We start from the raw sequence: 13,700 nt of genomic DNA, 5'->3' as shown, positions 1-13,700 counted from the left end.
GGTGTCATGCCCGGCGGCGCCTGCTGTACGACCGGGTGACGGCGGTCAGTCCGGAGCAGCCGGCCGGGGATGTCGGCTCAGGGCAGCAGCCGCTGTTCCTTCGCCACCGCGACCGCCCCGGCGCGGGTGTCGACCCCGAGCTTGGCGTAGATGCGTCCCAGGTGCGTCTTCACGGTCGCCTCGCTGATGAACAGGGCGCGGGCGATTTCGCGGTTGCCCAGTCCGCGGGCCAGCTGACCGAGGATGTCGCGGTCGGTCAGCGACGGGCCCGCCGTGCCGCGCATACGGTCCATGACGCGGCCGGCGACGGGTGCGGAGAGCGCGGTGCGGCCCTGCGCCGCCGCGCGGATCGCCGCGAACAGTTCCTCGGGCCGTTCGGCCTTGAGGAGGTAGCCGGCCGCGGCCGCCTCGATGGCGCGGGTGATGCCGGCGTCGGTGTCGTACGTGGTCAGGACCAGCACATGGACGTCGGGCGAGGCGATACGGCGGGTGGCCTCGACGCCGTCGATGCCCGCGCCCAGCTGGAGGTCCATCAGGACGACGTCCGCGAGAAGTTCGCCCAGGCGGGCGTCGCCGCGCTCGGCCGCTGAGCCGGCGCCGTGTCCGAGTGCTCGGGTGACCGGGGAAGGCCTGCCTAGGATCGTCGCGTGGACCTGCAAGCCCGCCCCCGTAGCTGCTCTGCCGCTCTCGCGCTGCTGCTGGTCGCCACCGCCGCGACCGCCACGGCCTGTGCGGGCGCCGGTGCGGGCGTGCAGGGGACACCGGGTGCCGCAGGGCTGCGCGACCCGTACTTCCCGCGGCTCGGCAACGGCGGATACGACGTACGGCACTACCGGCTGGACCTCGACTACGACCCCCGCACGGGCCGCCTCGAAGGCACTGCGGAGATCACCGCACGCGCCACGCAGGACCTGAGCGCCTTCCATCTGGACCTGCGCGGGATGACGGTGGAGAGCACCACGGTCGACGGTGCGGAGGCCGCCGCCAACAGGGCCGGCACGGAATTGACGGTGCGTCCGCGCCGGGACATCGACAAGGGCGCTCGGTTCCGTGCCGTCATCCGCTACTCGGGGGTCCCGCAGACGGTCACCGACGCCGACGGTTCGAAGGAGGGCTGGCTGCGCGCACCGGACGGCGGCGCGCTCGCGGTCGGCGAACCCCTCGGTTCGACGGTGTGGTTCCCGGGCAACCACCACCCGGCGGACAAGGCCGCCTACGACATCACCGTCACCGTGCCCGACGGTCATGCGGCCGTGTCCAACGGGGAGCCGGCCGGTGAACGTGCCCGCGGCGGCCGGACCGCCTTCGCCTGGCGCTCCGCCGAGCCGATGGCGAGCTATCTGGTCACCCTGGGCGTAGGGGAGTTCCGTACGGCGACCACCCGCACGGCGGCCGGGCTGCCGGTCGTGACGGCCGTCGATCCGGCGGTGGCGAAGGAGAGTTCGCGGCTGCTCGGCGAGATCCCGCGGATCGTCGAGTGGGGAACGGAGAGGTTCGGTCCGTACCCGTTCTCCTCCGCGGGCGCGATCGTGGTGCCCGCCGGGGAGATCGGCTACGCGCTGGAGACCCAGACCAGGCCGGTCTTCCCGCTCGACCGGTTCGATGAGACGACCCTCGTGCACGAGGTGGCCCACCAGTGGTTCGGCAACTCGGTCACGCCCGCGTCCTGGCGGGACATCTGGCTCAGTGAGGGCTTCGCGACCTACGCGGAGTGGATGTGGCGGGAGGAGTCCGGCGGCGTCCCGGTGCACGAGAGCTTCGGGGAGGCCTTCGCCGACGAGGAGAACTGGGAGTTCGCGCCCGCCGCGCCTCCGAAGGCCGAGCACCTCTTCGGGGCCCCGGTCTACGGGCGGGGCGCGATGGTGCTGCACAAGGTCCGTCTGGCGGTCGGTGACGAGGTGTTCTCGGCGATCGTGCGCGGCTGGGCGGCGAAGTACCGTCACGCCAACGCCTCCACGGGGGACTTCACCGCCTATGTGGAGGAGAAGTCGGGCCAGGACCTGGCCGCCCTGTGGGCCGTGTGGCTGTACGGGGCCAGGAAGCCGCCGCGGCCGTGAGCGGCGGGCGGCCTTGCGCGACAGGAGGCCGTGAGCGGTGGCGGCCCGTGACGCGGCGGGGCCCCGGCCGGAGCCGGGACCCCGCTCGATGAGGCTGTGTCAGAGGTTGACGCCGAAGTCGCGGGCGATGCCCTCGAGGCCGGAGGCGTAACCCTGGCCGACGGCCCGGAACTTCCACTCCGCGCCGTTGCGGTAGAGCTCGCCGAAGACCATGGCGGTCTCGACGGCCGCGTCCTCGCTGAGGTCGTAGCGGGCGATCTCGGCGCCGCCGGCCTGGTTGATGATGCGGATGTAGGCGTTCCGCACCTGGCCGAAGTTCTGGCTGCGGGTGACGGCGTCGTAGATCGAGACCGGGAAGACGATCTTGTCGACATCGGCCGGGAGGCCCGCCAGGTTGACGTTGATCTGCTCGTCGTCCCCGCCGCCCTCGCCGGTGCGGTTGTCGCCCGTGTGGACGATGGTCTGGTCCGGCGTCGACTTGTTGTTGAAGAACACGAAGTGGGCGTCGGAGGTGACCTTGCCCGCGGGGTTCACACCGATCGCGGAGGCGTCGAGGTCGAAGTCCGTGCCGGTGGTGGTGCGGACGTCCCAGCCGAGGCCGACCGTGACGGCGGTCAGGCCCGGTGCCTCCTTGGTGAGCGAGACGTTGCCGCCCTTGGACAGGCTTACTGCCATTGGGAAGTCCCCTTCGTTTCGGTTCTGCGGGCTACGGGTCCTCCCGAAGCTACCGTCACAGGTCATAACGCGGGCAGAGGACCGTCAGGTTCCACGCGCGCCGAAAAGAGGGTGACGGACTCCCTCGCGCACGGGACCATGGATGTCATGTCCGGGCCCTACATCATCCGCGGTTCCGTCTCCCTGCCGGAGGCGGAGCTCATGTGGCGTTTCTCCCGGTCCTCCGGTCCCGGCGGCCAGCACGTCAACACCAGCGATTCGCAGGTGGAGCTCCGTTTCGACCTCGCGAGGACGGAGGCGCTGCCGCAGGTCTGGAAGGACCGCGCGCTGGAGCGGCTCGCGGGCCGACTGGTGGGTGGCGTGATCGCCGTACGCGCTTCGGAGCACCGCTCCCAGTGGCGCAACCGCGAGACGGCCGCGGTGCGGCTGGCGTCGCTGCTGGCCGAGGCGACCGCCCCGCCGCCGAAGCCGCGCCGGGCGACGAAGATCCCACGGGGCATCAACGAGCGTCGGCTGCGGGAGAAGAAGCAGCGCGCGGAGACGAAGCGCGGCCGCGCGGGCCGCGACTGGTAGCGACCCGCTCCCGCGCCCGCCGGCGTCCCCTGCCCGTGCGCGCCCGCGATACCGCCCGTGCCCTGCCCTGCCTTGCCCGGCGCGCCCGCCGGTGCACCCCGCACGCGGCGCCCGCGCCCCCGTCCCGTCGGCGCCGCGACCCGCACCTCACCCCAAGTGCCGGTACCGCCCACGGAAGTACGTCAGCGGCCCCGCCACCTGATCGGCGAGGCCCACCTTCAGCACATGGCCGATCACCAGCGTGTGGTCGCCGGCCTCCATTCGTTGCTGCGTGCGGCACTCCAGCGTCGCGAGCGCGCCCGCGACCAGCGGTGAGCCGCACACCTCGCCCCGCTCGTGGGGCAGGTCCTCGAAGAGCAGGCGGTCGCTGACCCGACCCTTCATCGCGAAGCGCCCGGCGATCTGCCGCTGGCTCTCGGTGAGCAGGGAAACCCCCCACACGGGCTGTTCGGCGAGCAGGTCGTCCATGCGTGAGCCGACTCGGAGGCTGACGAGGACCAGTGGCGGATCGAGCGAGACGGACATGAACGCCGTCGCCGTCATCCCCACGTCCTCGCCGCGCGGCCCGTGGTCGGCGTCGTGCGCGGTGACCAGAACCACGCCTGCGGCCAGCCGGGACATGGCGGCACGGAATTCCTCGTTGCTCACCCCCTCAGGATGGGGGATGACGGAAGCGGTCGGGGCGGGGGTCGTCTGCAACACCCAAGGAACGCTAATGTCGGCCGTTCCGCCTCCGCATCGGCCCCCGGGACCAGCCGGGTCCTAGGACCACAGCCCCACGAGCGTGGGTAACCATGGGTACGGACCAATGGTTTTGCGTTCAATAAATGACTCCAAGGAAGTGAAGGTTGGGGCGACCGGCCGCATCTGACCCTTCATCATCTGATGTGACTTGAGTCACAGAGGACGGTATTTGTTGACCCTGTGTACCGGGCGGGCTGCTCGCTGTGATTCAGTGGCCGGGATACCGCTACAAGTACGCCAATCAGACGCCCTGGAGTTTGCTGTCGAGGTCTCGGGGAGAGCGAGCGATGGAGACCGAGTCGGAGCCCTATGTCCGTCTTGCGACCCTGCGGCAGCTGCACCGGGTCGTCGCGGACCTCAACACGGCCCGCAGCCTGGCCGACACCCTGCAGACCGTTGCCGACGGAATCGTCGCCGGACTGGGCTACGAGCTGGCCTGTGTCAATCTCGTCCGCCCCGACGGTGACCTCGTCGTCGCCGCTTTCGCCGGCAGCGCGGCCGCAGAGGCTCTGATCACCGGCCGGGTCGGCTCCCGGGCCTCCTGGGACCGCCGGCTGTCCATGGGCGAGACCTGGGGCGACCTGCGCTTCATCCCGCACACCGAGGGCTGGGTGCTCATCGAGGACGACGTGCCCCAGTGGCACACCGACGGCCCAGAGCCGCGCTTCGAGGACGAGTGGCATCCGCAGGACCGTCTCTACGCCCCGATGTACGCGTCCGGCGGCGGGCGCGAACTGCTCGGCGTGATCTCCGTGGACCGCCCGCGCAACGGCCGCCGCCCCGGCCCGTGGGGCCAGGAGGCGCTGCAGATGTACGCCTCGCAGGCGGCGATCGCCATCAGCAATGCACGACTTCGCGCCAACATGCAGCGCGCCCTGGTCCGCCTCGAACGCGAGCAGCAGGCACTTCGGGCCAGCGAGGAGTCCTTCCGCCAGGCCTTCGAGTACGCGCCCAGCGGCATGGCCATCGCCGAGATGGGCGGTGACCAGCACGGCCGGCTGCTGCGGACCAACGACGCCCTGTGCCGGTTGCTGGGCCGCCCCGCCTCCGCGATGCGCCGCTACTCCTTCGCCGACCTCGTCCACCCCGAGGACGTGGGCACGCTGCTGCGGACCTCCGCCGAGGGCGGACGCGCCGAGATCAGGCTGGGCCGCAGGGACGGCTCCTATGTATGGGTGTCCCTGCGGAACTCGGTCGTCGCCGACACCGCAGACGGGCCGCGTTTCCTGCTCACCCACGTCGAGGACATCGAGGACCGCAAGCGCCACGAGCTCCAGCTCGCGCACCGCGCCTCGCACGACGCCCTCACCGGCTTGCCCAACAGTGCCGAGCTGCGCGCCCGGCTCAGCTCCCGGCTGTGCGAGCGGCCGCACGCGGCGTACGCGAGCGACATCGAGGCGCTCGATGCCGCGTACGACAGCGATCGCACCTTCCACGGCGACGGGTTCGACTTCGACACGGTCGGCACCCGGCCGTACGACCACCATGTGCACACCGTCGCGCCGGACGGCGAGATCGACGACGGCACCAAGGGGCTCGCGGTCCTCTTCTGCGACCTGGACGGCTTCAAGTCGATCAACGACCGGTTCGGGCACCAGACCGGGGACGCCGTCCTCGTCGAGGTCGCGCGCCGCCTCACCACCGGCGTGCGGGACGGCGACACGGTCGCCAGGCTCGGTGGCGACGAGTTCGTGGTCCTCGCCGACGGCCTCGGCGCGGCGGACGCCGCCGACCTGGCCGTACGCCTGCGGAACGCGATCATCCTGCCGATCCGGGTCGGCGGCCGCGGTGTCCGGGTAGGAGCCAGCTTCGGCATCGGCTGGGCGAGCTGCGGGATGTCCGTCGAGGAGGTACTGCAGTCGGCGGACCAACGGATGTACATCGAGAAGCGGTCCCGCTCGAAGGTCCACCGCCGGGCCGGCTGACGGTGACGGGAGAACGTCCCCGGCAAACGGTGACGTATCACACCGGGGCTGTGCCCGGCCCGGTGACCGGGTTGTCGGGCAGGATGAGGCCCGTGACACCCAATGGGGTGTACGGAACCGGGTAGGCTCGCCTCGCGTCAGCGTTGTGCTGGCGAGAGGTGAGGAGTGACTGGGATGACGGCCGCGAACAACGGCGCGAGCACGCCCGAGGACGACGACCCGTTCGGCTATCTGTACGCCGACGGGCAGCAGACGGGCGCCACACCCCCCCGCCAGGGCGGCTACGGCTACCCGGGTCCGGCCGCACAGCCCGGGGTCCCCCGCACCTCGTACAACCAGGTCCGGACAGTCGGCGAGCGCCAGTACGGCCAGCAGGTCCCGCACCAGCAGGCGTACGGCCAGCAGTCCGGCTACGGCCAGCAGTCGACGGCCGCGTACGCGGCGCCCGAGACGTACCAGGGCGGCACCGCCCAGACGCGCCAGGTCCCGGTCCCGCCCCAGGGCGGGAACGGGCACGGCGGTCACGGCGGCGGCCGCAGCGGCGGCCCCAACACCAAGGGTCTGCTGATCGGCGCGATCGCGGTCGTCGCGGTCGTCGTGATCGGTATCGCCGCAGCGCTGATGACCAGCGGCGATGAGAAGAACGAGACAGGCGGGAACGCGGGCGGGAGCACACCGTCCGCGGCGGAGTCGGTCGAGCCGAGCGGGGAGCCGTCCGAGAAGCCGGACGAGCCCGTCGAGCTCCCCAAGCAGGACGCGGCGACGCTGACCCTGGGACCGCCCGCGGACCTCGCCAAGGACGTGCCCGGCGCGAAGGGCGCCGACGGCGCGTATGTGAGGTTCAACGGTGTCGGCGGCTCCGCCGCCTGGTCGGTCGACGTGCCGGAAGCCGGCGCGTACACGATGTACATCACGTACGGCGTGCCCGGCAAGGACGCGAAGACCACGCTGACGATCAACGGCGGCCAGCCCCGCGAGATCAACATGGCGAACTTCGCGAAGGCCGAGGAGGGGGACTGGGAGAAGGGCTGGACCAACACCTACGCCTACGTGAACCTCGAGAAGGGCAAGAACGACCTCAAGATCTCCTGCGAGCAGGGGAACCAGTGCGAGGCGTATCTCGACCAGGTGTGGCTGGAGGCCGGCCAGGCCAAGGGCTGAGCCGCGCTCAGCGCCTCCTCGAACCTCACCGTCCCGGCCTGCGCCCCGCGCGAGCCGGGACGCGGCTTTTTACGGGGCGGCTCGGGGTGTCACTTCCCGGGCGTGCCCGTCGTGTGCTCGACGACCGTGACGCGCGGCAGGAGCTCCTCGTACGCCAGGGCGTCGAACTCACCCGCCGCCGGGGCCAGGACGGTCGCCGCGGAGAGGGCCACCGCCCGTGACAGACGCTCGGGCCAGGAGAGCCCCGTGACCGTTCCGGACAGCAGACCCGCGACCGCCGAGTCGCCCGCCCCCGTCGGGTTGCCCTTCACCGGCTCCGGCGGCTCCGCCTGCCAGGTGCCGTCCGGGGTGGCCGCGAGCAGACCCTCGGGGCCGAGGGAGGCCACGACCGCGTGCGCGCCGCGGCGGCGGGCGTCGCGGGTGGCGCGCAGCGGTTCACGGGAGCCGGTGAGCCGGGCGAGTTCGTCCGCGTTCGGCTTGATGAGGTCGGGGCGGGCGGCGATTCCGCGGCGCAGCGGTTCGCCGCCGGTGTCCAGGAGCACCGGCACGTCGGCGGCGCGCGCCCGGCGCACCAGCTCGGCGTACGCCCCGACGTGGATCCCGGGCGGCAGGCTGCCGCACAGTGCGACGGCCTCCGCGTCGCGCAGGAGGGAGTCGTACGAGGAGAGGAAGGCGGTCCATTCGCCGGGGGTGACCGTCGGGCCCGGCTCGTTGAGCTGGGTGGTGTCGCCGGTCGCGTCGTCCGCGACGGCGACGGTGCGGCGGGTGTTGCCGGCGACCTCGACGAGCGCGTCGTGCGGCGCCAGTGGAGCGAGCATCTCGCGCAGCACGGCCCCGGTGGGACCGCCCGCGAAACCGGTGACGACGCTCTCGTGGCCGAGTGCCGTGAGCACCCGGGCGACGTTGATGCCCTTGCCGCCGGGGCGTTCGACGACCTCGCCGACGCGATGGGTGGCGTGCGGGGTGAGGGCGGCGACCTTGTAGGTGATGTCGAGGGCGGCGTTGAGCGTGACCGTGAGGATCACCCCTGCACACCCCCGAAGAACGCCTCTGCCGTGCTCGTACGGGTCCTGATCATGCCAAACGGACGACGGTTGGCCCAATACCCGGTGTCCGTCCGCCTGCCGCGAGGTGCCGCGTCATCAGCCCGTTCGGGGACGAACGACCCATTCGCCGCGCCGCATCACGCCCTTGAGCGTGAAGTCGGAGTCGAGGACCACGAGGTCGGCCTCCTTGCCGGACTCCAGGGAACCGACCTTGTCGTGGACGCCGAGCAGCTTCGCCGGGTTGGCGGAGATGGCGGCGACGACCTCCTCGACCGGGATGCGGTCGACCGTGACGGCGCGCTTGAAGGCCGTGTCCAGGGTGAGCGTCGAGCCCGCGATCGAGCCGCCCTCGACCAGCCGGGCGACGCCGTCCTCGACCTCGACCTCGAGCGGGCCGAGCTGGTAGCGACCGTCGCCGAACCCGGCCGCGTCCATGGCGTCCGTGATGAAGGCGACCCGGCCGGCGCCCGCGCTGCGGAAGGCGAGCTCCAGCGCGGCGGGGTGCAGATGCGTCCCGTCGTTGATCAGCTCGACGGTGACCCGCTCGTCCTCGAGCAGCGCCGCGATCGGACCGGGGGCCCGGTGGCCGAGCGCGGGCATGGCGTTGAACAGGTGGGTGGCCACCGTGGCACCGGCGTCGATCGCCTCGCGGGTCTGCTCGTACGTCGCGTCCGTGTGGCCGATCGCGGCGATCACGCCGTGCTCGGCGAGCAGCCGTACGGAGTCGATGCCGCCGGGCAGTTCGGTGGCGAGGGTGACCATCCTTGCGGTGCCGCGGGCGGCGCCGATCAGCTTGCGGACCTCGGCCGGGTCCGGGTCGCGCAGCAGCTCCTCGCTGTGGGCGCCCTTGCGGCACGGGGAGATGAACGGACCCTCGAAGTGGATGCCTGCGAGGTCGCCCTGCTCGACCAGCTCGGAGAGGAAACCGGCCCGGTGGGCGAGGAAGTCCATGTCTCCGGTGACGGTGGAGGCGACGAGGGTGGTCGTGCCGTGCCGCCGGTGGGTCATCACGCCCCGCAGGACGTCCTCCGCGGTGCCGGAGGTGAAGGACGCCCCGCCGCCGCCGTGGTTGTGGATGTCGACGAAGCCGGGGACGACCCAGTGGCCGGACAGGTCGTGCACGGCCGCGCCGGCCGGGGCCTCCTTGACGATCTTCGTGCCCTCGACCACGAGACGTCCGCCTTCGACGGTCCCGGTCGGCAGCACCACGCGGGCACCGGCCAGAACGGTGCTCGACGGGTGGTGCGGGCTCCTGGCGTGGACCGTGCTCGTGGCGCGAGCGGCGCTGGCGGCCATCAGGCGGTTACCTCCGTGGCGAGTAGATCCCAGGCGAGCAGCCCTGCGCCCAGGCATCCGGCGGTGTCCCCGAGGGCCGCCGGGACGATCGTGGGCAGCTTCTGGAAAGTGACGCGTTCCTCCACGGCCGCCCGAAGGGGTGTGAACAAGGTTTCCCCGGCCTCGGCCAGGCCGCCACCGATGATCAGTGTGCCGGGGTCCAGGAGGGTGAGCGCCGTGACGAGGCCGTCGGCGAGCGCGTCGACGGCCTCCTGCCACACCGTCGTCGCTGTTTTGTCGCCGGCCTCGACGGCCTTGGCGCAGTCGGCGGCATCGGCGGCATGGTCGCCGCTCGCGGCCGCCCAGGCGCGGGTTACGGCGGCGGCGGAGGCGAGCGTCTCCAGGCAGCCGCGCTGCCCGCAGCCGCAGGCGGGGCCGCCGGGGCGCACGACGATGTGGCCGATCTCGCCGGCGCAGCCGTGCGCGCCGGCCTCGATGGTGCCGGCGATGCCGATCGCGCCGGCGATGCCGGTGCCGAGCGGCACGAACAGGAACCGGTCGGCGCCCCGGCCCGCCCCGATGCGGCCCTCGGCGAGGCCGCCGGTGCGGACGTCGTGCCCGAGGGCCACGGGAGCCCCGTCGAGCCTTCGGCTCAGCAGCTCCCGCATCGGGACGTCGCGCCAGCCGAGGTTGGCGGCGTAGACGGCGATGCCGTGCTCGGCGTCGACGATGCCGGGCACGGCGACGCCGGCGGCCTCCGCGGCCGTGCCGAGGTGCTTCTGCCCGTGGGCGCGGAGATCCTCGGCGAAACCGAGGATGGACTCAACGACGGCGTCGGCCCCGCGCTCCCGCGCGGTGGCCCGCCGCGCCTCGTGCAGGAGCGTCCCGTCCACCCCGACCAGGGCGGCCTTCATACCGGTGCCGCCCACATCGAGGGCGATGACGTGTCTCACGGGACCAGTTTGGCGGGTGAACCCAGAATAGGTCTAGTCCACTGTGCGAGATTGTTGCCATGCCATACAAACCGCAGAGCGGCGCTGACCCGCCGAGCCGCTGACCCGCCGAGCCGCGGCCCCGGCGCTCCGCTTCCCGGCGGCACGCTCTTCGACCCCGGTGGCGCTGCGTCCCGTCGCTCGGATCCGCCCGGGGGCGTTCGCACCTCCCGAACCGCCAGGCCGTAGCGGGAGTCGCCCGCCGGGTCGACACCTGGCCCGCCCGCCGGGCTTCGTCCCGGGCGCGCGGCCGCAAGGGGAGTGGGCACACCGCGCGAGCGGGGTACGGGGTCCTGGGCGGAGCCCGATTCACGGGAGGGCGCGGGGGGACGAGTCACGCCCTGCGGTGCCGGCAGGGGCGCGGTCCCCGGGCTGGGCGCGGGACGAGCCCGGGCAGCTCGGTGCCCAGCAGGGGCCCGGTGCTCGCGCCGCGGCCCCGCCGGGGCCGGCGTCAGGGCAGGATCACGCTGCGCGTGAGGTGCCGTGGGTGGTCCGGGTCCAGGGCATGGGCCTCGGCCAGCGCCACTGCCAGCCGCTGCGCGCGGACCAGTTCCGCCAGCGGGTCGGCGTCCCGGCGCGCCACCAGCGTGCCGCCGACGCGCGAGACGTCGCCCGCCAGGCCTTCGGGAAGCGGGCCGAGGACCCAGGTGACACGCCCCGGGGCGGTGACGGCGATCGGCCCGTGGCGGTACTCCATCGCCGGATACGCCTCCGTCCACGCGCCGGCCGCCTCCCGCATCTTCAGGCTCGCCTCGAGGGCCAGCCCGTACGTCCAGCCGCGCCCGAGGAACGTCCACTGATCGGCGGTGACCACCGCCTCCGGCAGGGGCTCGGTGAGCGCGAGTTCCGCGTCCACCGCCGCCTCGGCGACCGGTTTGACACCGGGCAGCTCCCCGAGCCCCGCCCGCAGGAACGCCAGTGCGGTCGTGGCGAAGCGGGTCTGGACGACCGATTCCTCGTCCGCCCAGTCCAGGACCGCCACCGCGTCCGCCGCGTCCATGACCGGTGCGGCCGGGTCGGCGGTCAGCGCGAGGGTGGGTACCCGGCCCCCCAGCCGGGTGAGCAGGTCGAGGACCTCGGTCGTCGTGCCGGACCGGGTGATCGCCACCACCCGGTCGTACGCCCGGCCCGCCGGGAACTCGGACGCCGCGAACGCGTCGGTCTCGCCGAGCCCCGCCCCCTCGCGCAGTGCCGCGTACGCAAGCGCCATGAACCACGACGTCCCGCAGCCGGTGACGGCGACCCGCTCGCCGGGCTCCGGCAGCCCCTCGAACGTCGCGGCGGCCTCGGCCGCCCGGCGCCAGCAGGCGGGCTGGGTGGCTATCTCTGCTGCGGTACGCGACATGCGGCGAGGCTCCTCGAGGGCGGGTCGGCCGTGACGTGACCCGACGTGCATAGCAGCCGCCGCGTCACGGCGGCAATGCTGCCCCGGACAACGGCGGCAGACGTACGGGCGTTGCGAAAGCGAGACCTCAGTGGTGTAGACCTTATATGCCGAGTGGGGAAGCATCGCTCCCCACTCCACAGGACGTCGCGGGGGACCGACTGGGACAAACGGACGACACGGACCGGGTAGCAGAGGGTGGGGGGAAGAGCTGTGCAGCGGCGCTTCTTGGGTGTGACCGCGGCAGTCGCCGCACTGGGAACGGCACTGTCGCTCGCGGGCTGTGGTACCTCCACCGGCTCCGGTGACGGCGTCACCCTCAAACTGGTGGCCGCCGACTACGACGTCGCCGGCGGCGTGAGCAGCAAGAAGTACTGGGCCGATCTCACGACCGCGTTCGAGGCCGAGAACCCCGGCATCGACGTCGAGGTCCGGATCGAGTCGTGGAACGACGTGGACCGCAAGGTCGCCGAGATGGTCAAGGCCGGCAAGGCCCCCGACATCGCCCAGATCGGCGGTTACGCCGACTACGCCGCGGACGGCAAGCTGTACTCCGCCGACCAGATGCTCTCCATACCCGTCCAGTCCAACTTCCTCCCCCCGCTCACCGACGCGGGCGAGATGAAGCGCACCCTGTACGGGCTGCCGTTCGTCGCCTCCACCCGGCTGCTGTTCTACAACAAGGAGCTTTTCGAGGACGCGGGGATCACCGGCGCCCCCGAGACCTGGGACGAGCTGGCAAAGGACGCGGAGCGGCTCAAGCTGAACACCGACGTCACATACCCCTTCGCGCTGCCGCTCGGCCCCGAGGAGGCGCAGGCGGAGACGATGATGTGGCTGCTCAGCGGCGGCGGCGGTTACACCGACGAGCTCGGCAGATACGCGATCGACTCCCCGCAGAACATCAAGACCTTCGAGTGGCTGAAGGAAAACCTGGTCGACGCGGAGCTCACCGGCCCGGTCGCCCCCGGCAAGCTCAACCGCAAGGACGCCTTCGCCGCCTTCACCCGCGGTGAGGTCGGCATGCTCAACGGCCATCCGTCGCTGCTGCAGGCCGCCGAGAAGGCGGGCATCGACGTCGGTACGGTGGCGATGCCCGGCAAGGACGGCGAGGCCGACGCGGCGATGGGTGTCGCCGACTGGATCATGGGCTTCAAGCAGAACGGCCATCGCAAGGAGATCGGCACGTTCCTGGACTTCCTCTTCGCCGACGAGAACGTCATGGAGTTCGCCGGCCAGAACGATCTGCTGCCGGTGACGGTCTCCGCCCAGGAGACGATGCGGAACGACCCGGAGCACGCGGACCTCAAGGACTTCCTGGAGGTACTGCCGGGCTCCGTGCTGCCGCCGGTGGGCAAGACGTCGTGGGCGTCGGCGAGCGAGGACATCAAGAAGAACATCGGCGAGGCCGTGGGACCGGGCGGCAGCGCCGCCCGCACACTGAGCCGGATCTCCCAGGACGCCAGGGCGGCCGAAGCCGCGGAGTAGGCCCGCCGGGGTGTTGTCCACAGGGCGGTCCGGACGTCGGAGCACGCCGATATGTTGGTCGTATGACCGACGACCAGGGGCCCGACGACCAGGGGCCCGACGACCAGGGGCCTGACGACCAGGGGCCTGACGACCGGGGTTCCGACCGCCAGGAGCTGTCCGGGCGCGAACGGGCCGTTCTGGCCATGGAGCGGCGTTCCTGGCGCGGGCCCGGTGCCAAGGAGCGGGCCATCAGGGAGCAGCTCGACATCTCCCCGGTCCGCTACTACCAGCTGCTCAACGCCCTCCTCGACGACCCGCGCGCCCTCGCCCACGATCCCGTCACCGTCAACCGGCTTCGCCGTGTGAGGGACGCGAGGAGAAGTCGCCGCTAGGGTCGG

Annotated in this window: 13 protein-coding genes; 6 read left to right on the top strand and 7 right to left on the bottom strand. The window is 72.2% G+C overall.

Annotated features, from left to right (window positions below; genetic code table 11):
- Window positions 1-77: 77 nt before the first annotated feature.
- Entirely contained in the window at window positions 78-659 is a 582-nt protein-coding gene (locus IE198_RS21595; RefSeq protein WP_229834194.1) for a LuxR C-terminal-related transcriptional regulator, read from the bottom strand.
- On the opposite strand from IE198_RS21595, the gene IE198_RS21590 reads away from it, so the two are divergent.
- Window positions 648-2,057 carry a M1 family metallopeptidase gene (locus IE198_RS21590; protein WP_189889081.1) on the top strand — a complete coding sequence of 470 codons (1,410 nt, stop codon included), beginning with the start codon at window positions 648-650 and terminating at the stop codon, window positions 2,055-2,057. The genes IE198_RS21595 and IE198_RS21590 overlap by 12 nt on opposite strands.
- 99 nt (window positions 2,058-2,156) lie before the next feature.
- Here IE198_RS21590 and IE198_RS21585 read toward each other — a convergent pair whose 3' ends face one another.
- Entirely contained in the window at window positions 2,157-2,732 is a 576-nt protein-coding gene (locus IE198_RS21585) for a TerD family protein (protein WP_189889079.1), read from the bottom strand.
- A gap of 138 nt (window positions 2,733-2,870) precedes the next feature.
- On the opposite strand from IE198_RS21585, the gene arfB reads away from it, so the two are divergent.
- Window positions 2,871-3,305, top strand: a complete 435-nt coding sequence (gene arfB, locus IE198_RS21580; RefSeq protein ID WP_189889289.1) for an alternative ribosome rescue aminoacyl-tRNA hydrolase ArfB — start codon at window positions 2,871-2,873, stop codon at window positions 3,303-3,305.
- A gap of 147 nt (window positions 3,306-3,452) precedes the next feature.
- On the opposite strand, the gene IE198_RS21575 is transcribed toward arfB, so the two are convergent.
- Window positions 3,453-3,953: a flavin reductase family protein gene (locus IE198_RS21575; RefSeq protein WP_189889077.1), complete on the bottom strand. Its 501-nt coding sequence runs from the start codon at window positions 3,951-3,953 to the stop codon at window positions 3,453-3,455.
- A gap of 383 nt (window positions 3,954-4,336) precedes the next feature.
- Between IE198_RS21575 and cdgB the strand changes: the two genes are divergently transcribed.
- Window positions 4,337-5,974: a diguanylate cyclase CdgB gene (gene cdgB / locus IE198_RS21570; RefSeq protein WP_189889075.1), complete on the top strand. Its 1,638-nt coding sequence runs from the start codon at window positions 4,337-4,339 to the stop codon at window positions 5,972-5,974.
- Between the two features lie 174 nt (window positions 5,975-6,148).
- Entirely contained in the window at window positions 6,149-7,135 is a 987-nt protein-coding gene (locus IE198_RS21565; RefSeq protein ID WP_189889073.1) for a carbohydrate-binding protein, read from the top strand.
- A gap of 89 nt (window positions 7,136-7,224) precedes the next feature.
- On the opposite strand, the gene IE198_RS21560 is transcribed toward IE198_RS21565, so the two are convergent.
- From IE198_RS21560 to IE198_RS21545, 4 genes are all read right to left on the bottom strand, one after another.
- Window positions 7,225-8,160: a 1-phosphofructokinase family hexose kinase gene (locus tag IE198_RS21560; protein ID WP_189889071.1), complete on the bottom strand. Its 936-nt coding sequence runs from the start codon at window positions 8,158-8,160 to the stop codon at window positions 7,225-7,227.
- 117 nt (window positions 8,161-8,277) lie between these two features.
- Complete coding sequence (gene nagA, locus IE198_RS21555; protein ID WP_229834193.1) at window positions 8,278-9,477, bottom strand: N-acetylglucosamine-6-phosphate deacetylase; 1,200 nt, start codon at window positions 9,475-9,477, stop codon at window positions 8,278-8,280.
- Window positions 9,477-10,409: an ROK family protein gene (locus IE198_RS21550; protein ID WP_189889069.1), complete on the bottom strand. Its 933-nt coding sequence runs from the start codon at window positions 10,407-10,409 to the stop codon at window positions 9,477-9,479. The genes nagA and IE198_RS21550 overlap by 1 nt, the downstream gene beginning before the upstream one ends.
- A gap of 490 nt (window positions 10,410-10,899) precedes the next feature.
- Window positions 10,900-11,793: an SIS domain-containing protein gene (locus IE198_RS21545; protein WP_189889067.1), complete on the bottom strand. Its 894-nt coding sequence runs from the start codon at window positions 11,791-11,793 to the stop codon at window positions 10,900-10,902.
- A 252-nt stretch (window positions 11,794-12,045) separates the two neighbouring features.
- Between IE198_RS21545 and IE198_RS21540 the strand changes: the two genes are divergently transcribed.
- Together IE198_RS21540 and IE198_RS21535 are read left to right on the top strand one after the other, a co-directional pair.
- Window positions 12,046-13,320: an extracellular solute-binding protein gene (locus IE198_RS21540; protein WP_189889065.1), complete on the top strand. Its 1,275-nt coding sequence runs from the start codon at window positions 12,046-12,048 to the stop codon at window positions 13,318-13,320.
- A 62-nt stretch (window positions 13,321-13,382) separates the two neighbouring features.
- Window positions 13,383-13,694 (top strand): DUF3263 domain-containing protein, encoded by a 312-nt coding sequence (locus IE198_RS21535; protein WP_189889063.1) that lies wholly within the window; start codon window positions 13,383-13,385, stop codon window positions 13,692-13,694.
- Window positions 13,695-13,700: the final 6 nt, after the last annotated feature.

Source organism: Streptomyces xantholiticus (genome assembly GCF_014651015.1).
Taxonomy (GTDB): Bacteria; Actinomycetota; Actinomycetes; order Streptomycetales; family Streptomycetaceae; genus Streptomyces; species Streptomyces xantholiticus.
This window is presented reverse-complemented; position numbering and strand designations above follow the sequence as displayed.

Excerpts from the sequence above, each read along its gene's own strand:
- IE198_RS21585 (WP_189889079.1), bottom strand. The coding sequence starts at position 2,732 with ATGGCAGTAAGCCTGTCCAAGGGCGGCAACGTCTCGCTCACCAAGGAG.
- arfB (WP_189889289.1), top strand. The coding sequence starts at position 2,871 with ATGGATGTCATGTCCGGGCCCTACATCATCCGCGGTTCCGTCTCCCTG.
- cdgB (WP_189889075.1), top strand. The coding sequence starts at position 4,337 with ATGGAGACCGAGTCGGAGCCCTATGTCCGTCTTGCGACCCTGCGGCAG.
- IE198_RS21565 (WP_189889073.1), top strand. The coding sequence starts at position 6,149 with ATGACGGCCGCGAACAACGGCGCGAGCACGCCCGAGGACGACGACCCG.
- nagA (WP_229834193.1), bottom strand. The coding sequence starts at position 9,477 with ATGGCCGCCAGCGCCGCTCGCGCCACGAGCACGGTCCACGCCAGGAGC.
- IE198_RS21545 (WP_189889067.1), bottom strand. The coding sequence starts at position 11,793 with ATGTCGCGTACCGCAGCAGAGATAGCCACCCAGCCCGCCTGCTGGCGC.
- IE198_RS21535 (WP_189889063.1), top strand. The coding sequence starts at position 13,383 with ATGACCGACGACCAGGGGCCCGACGACCAGGGGCCCGACGACCAGGGG.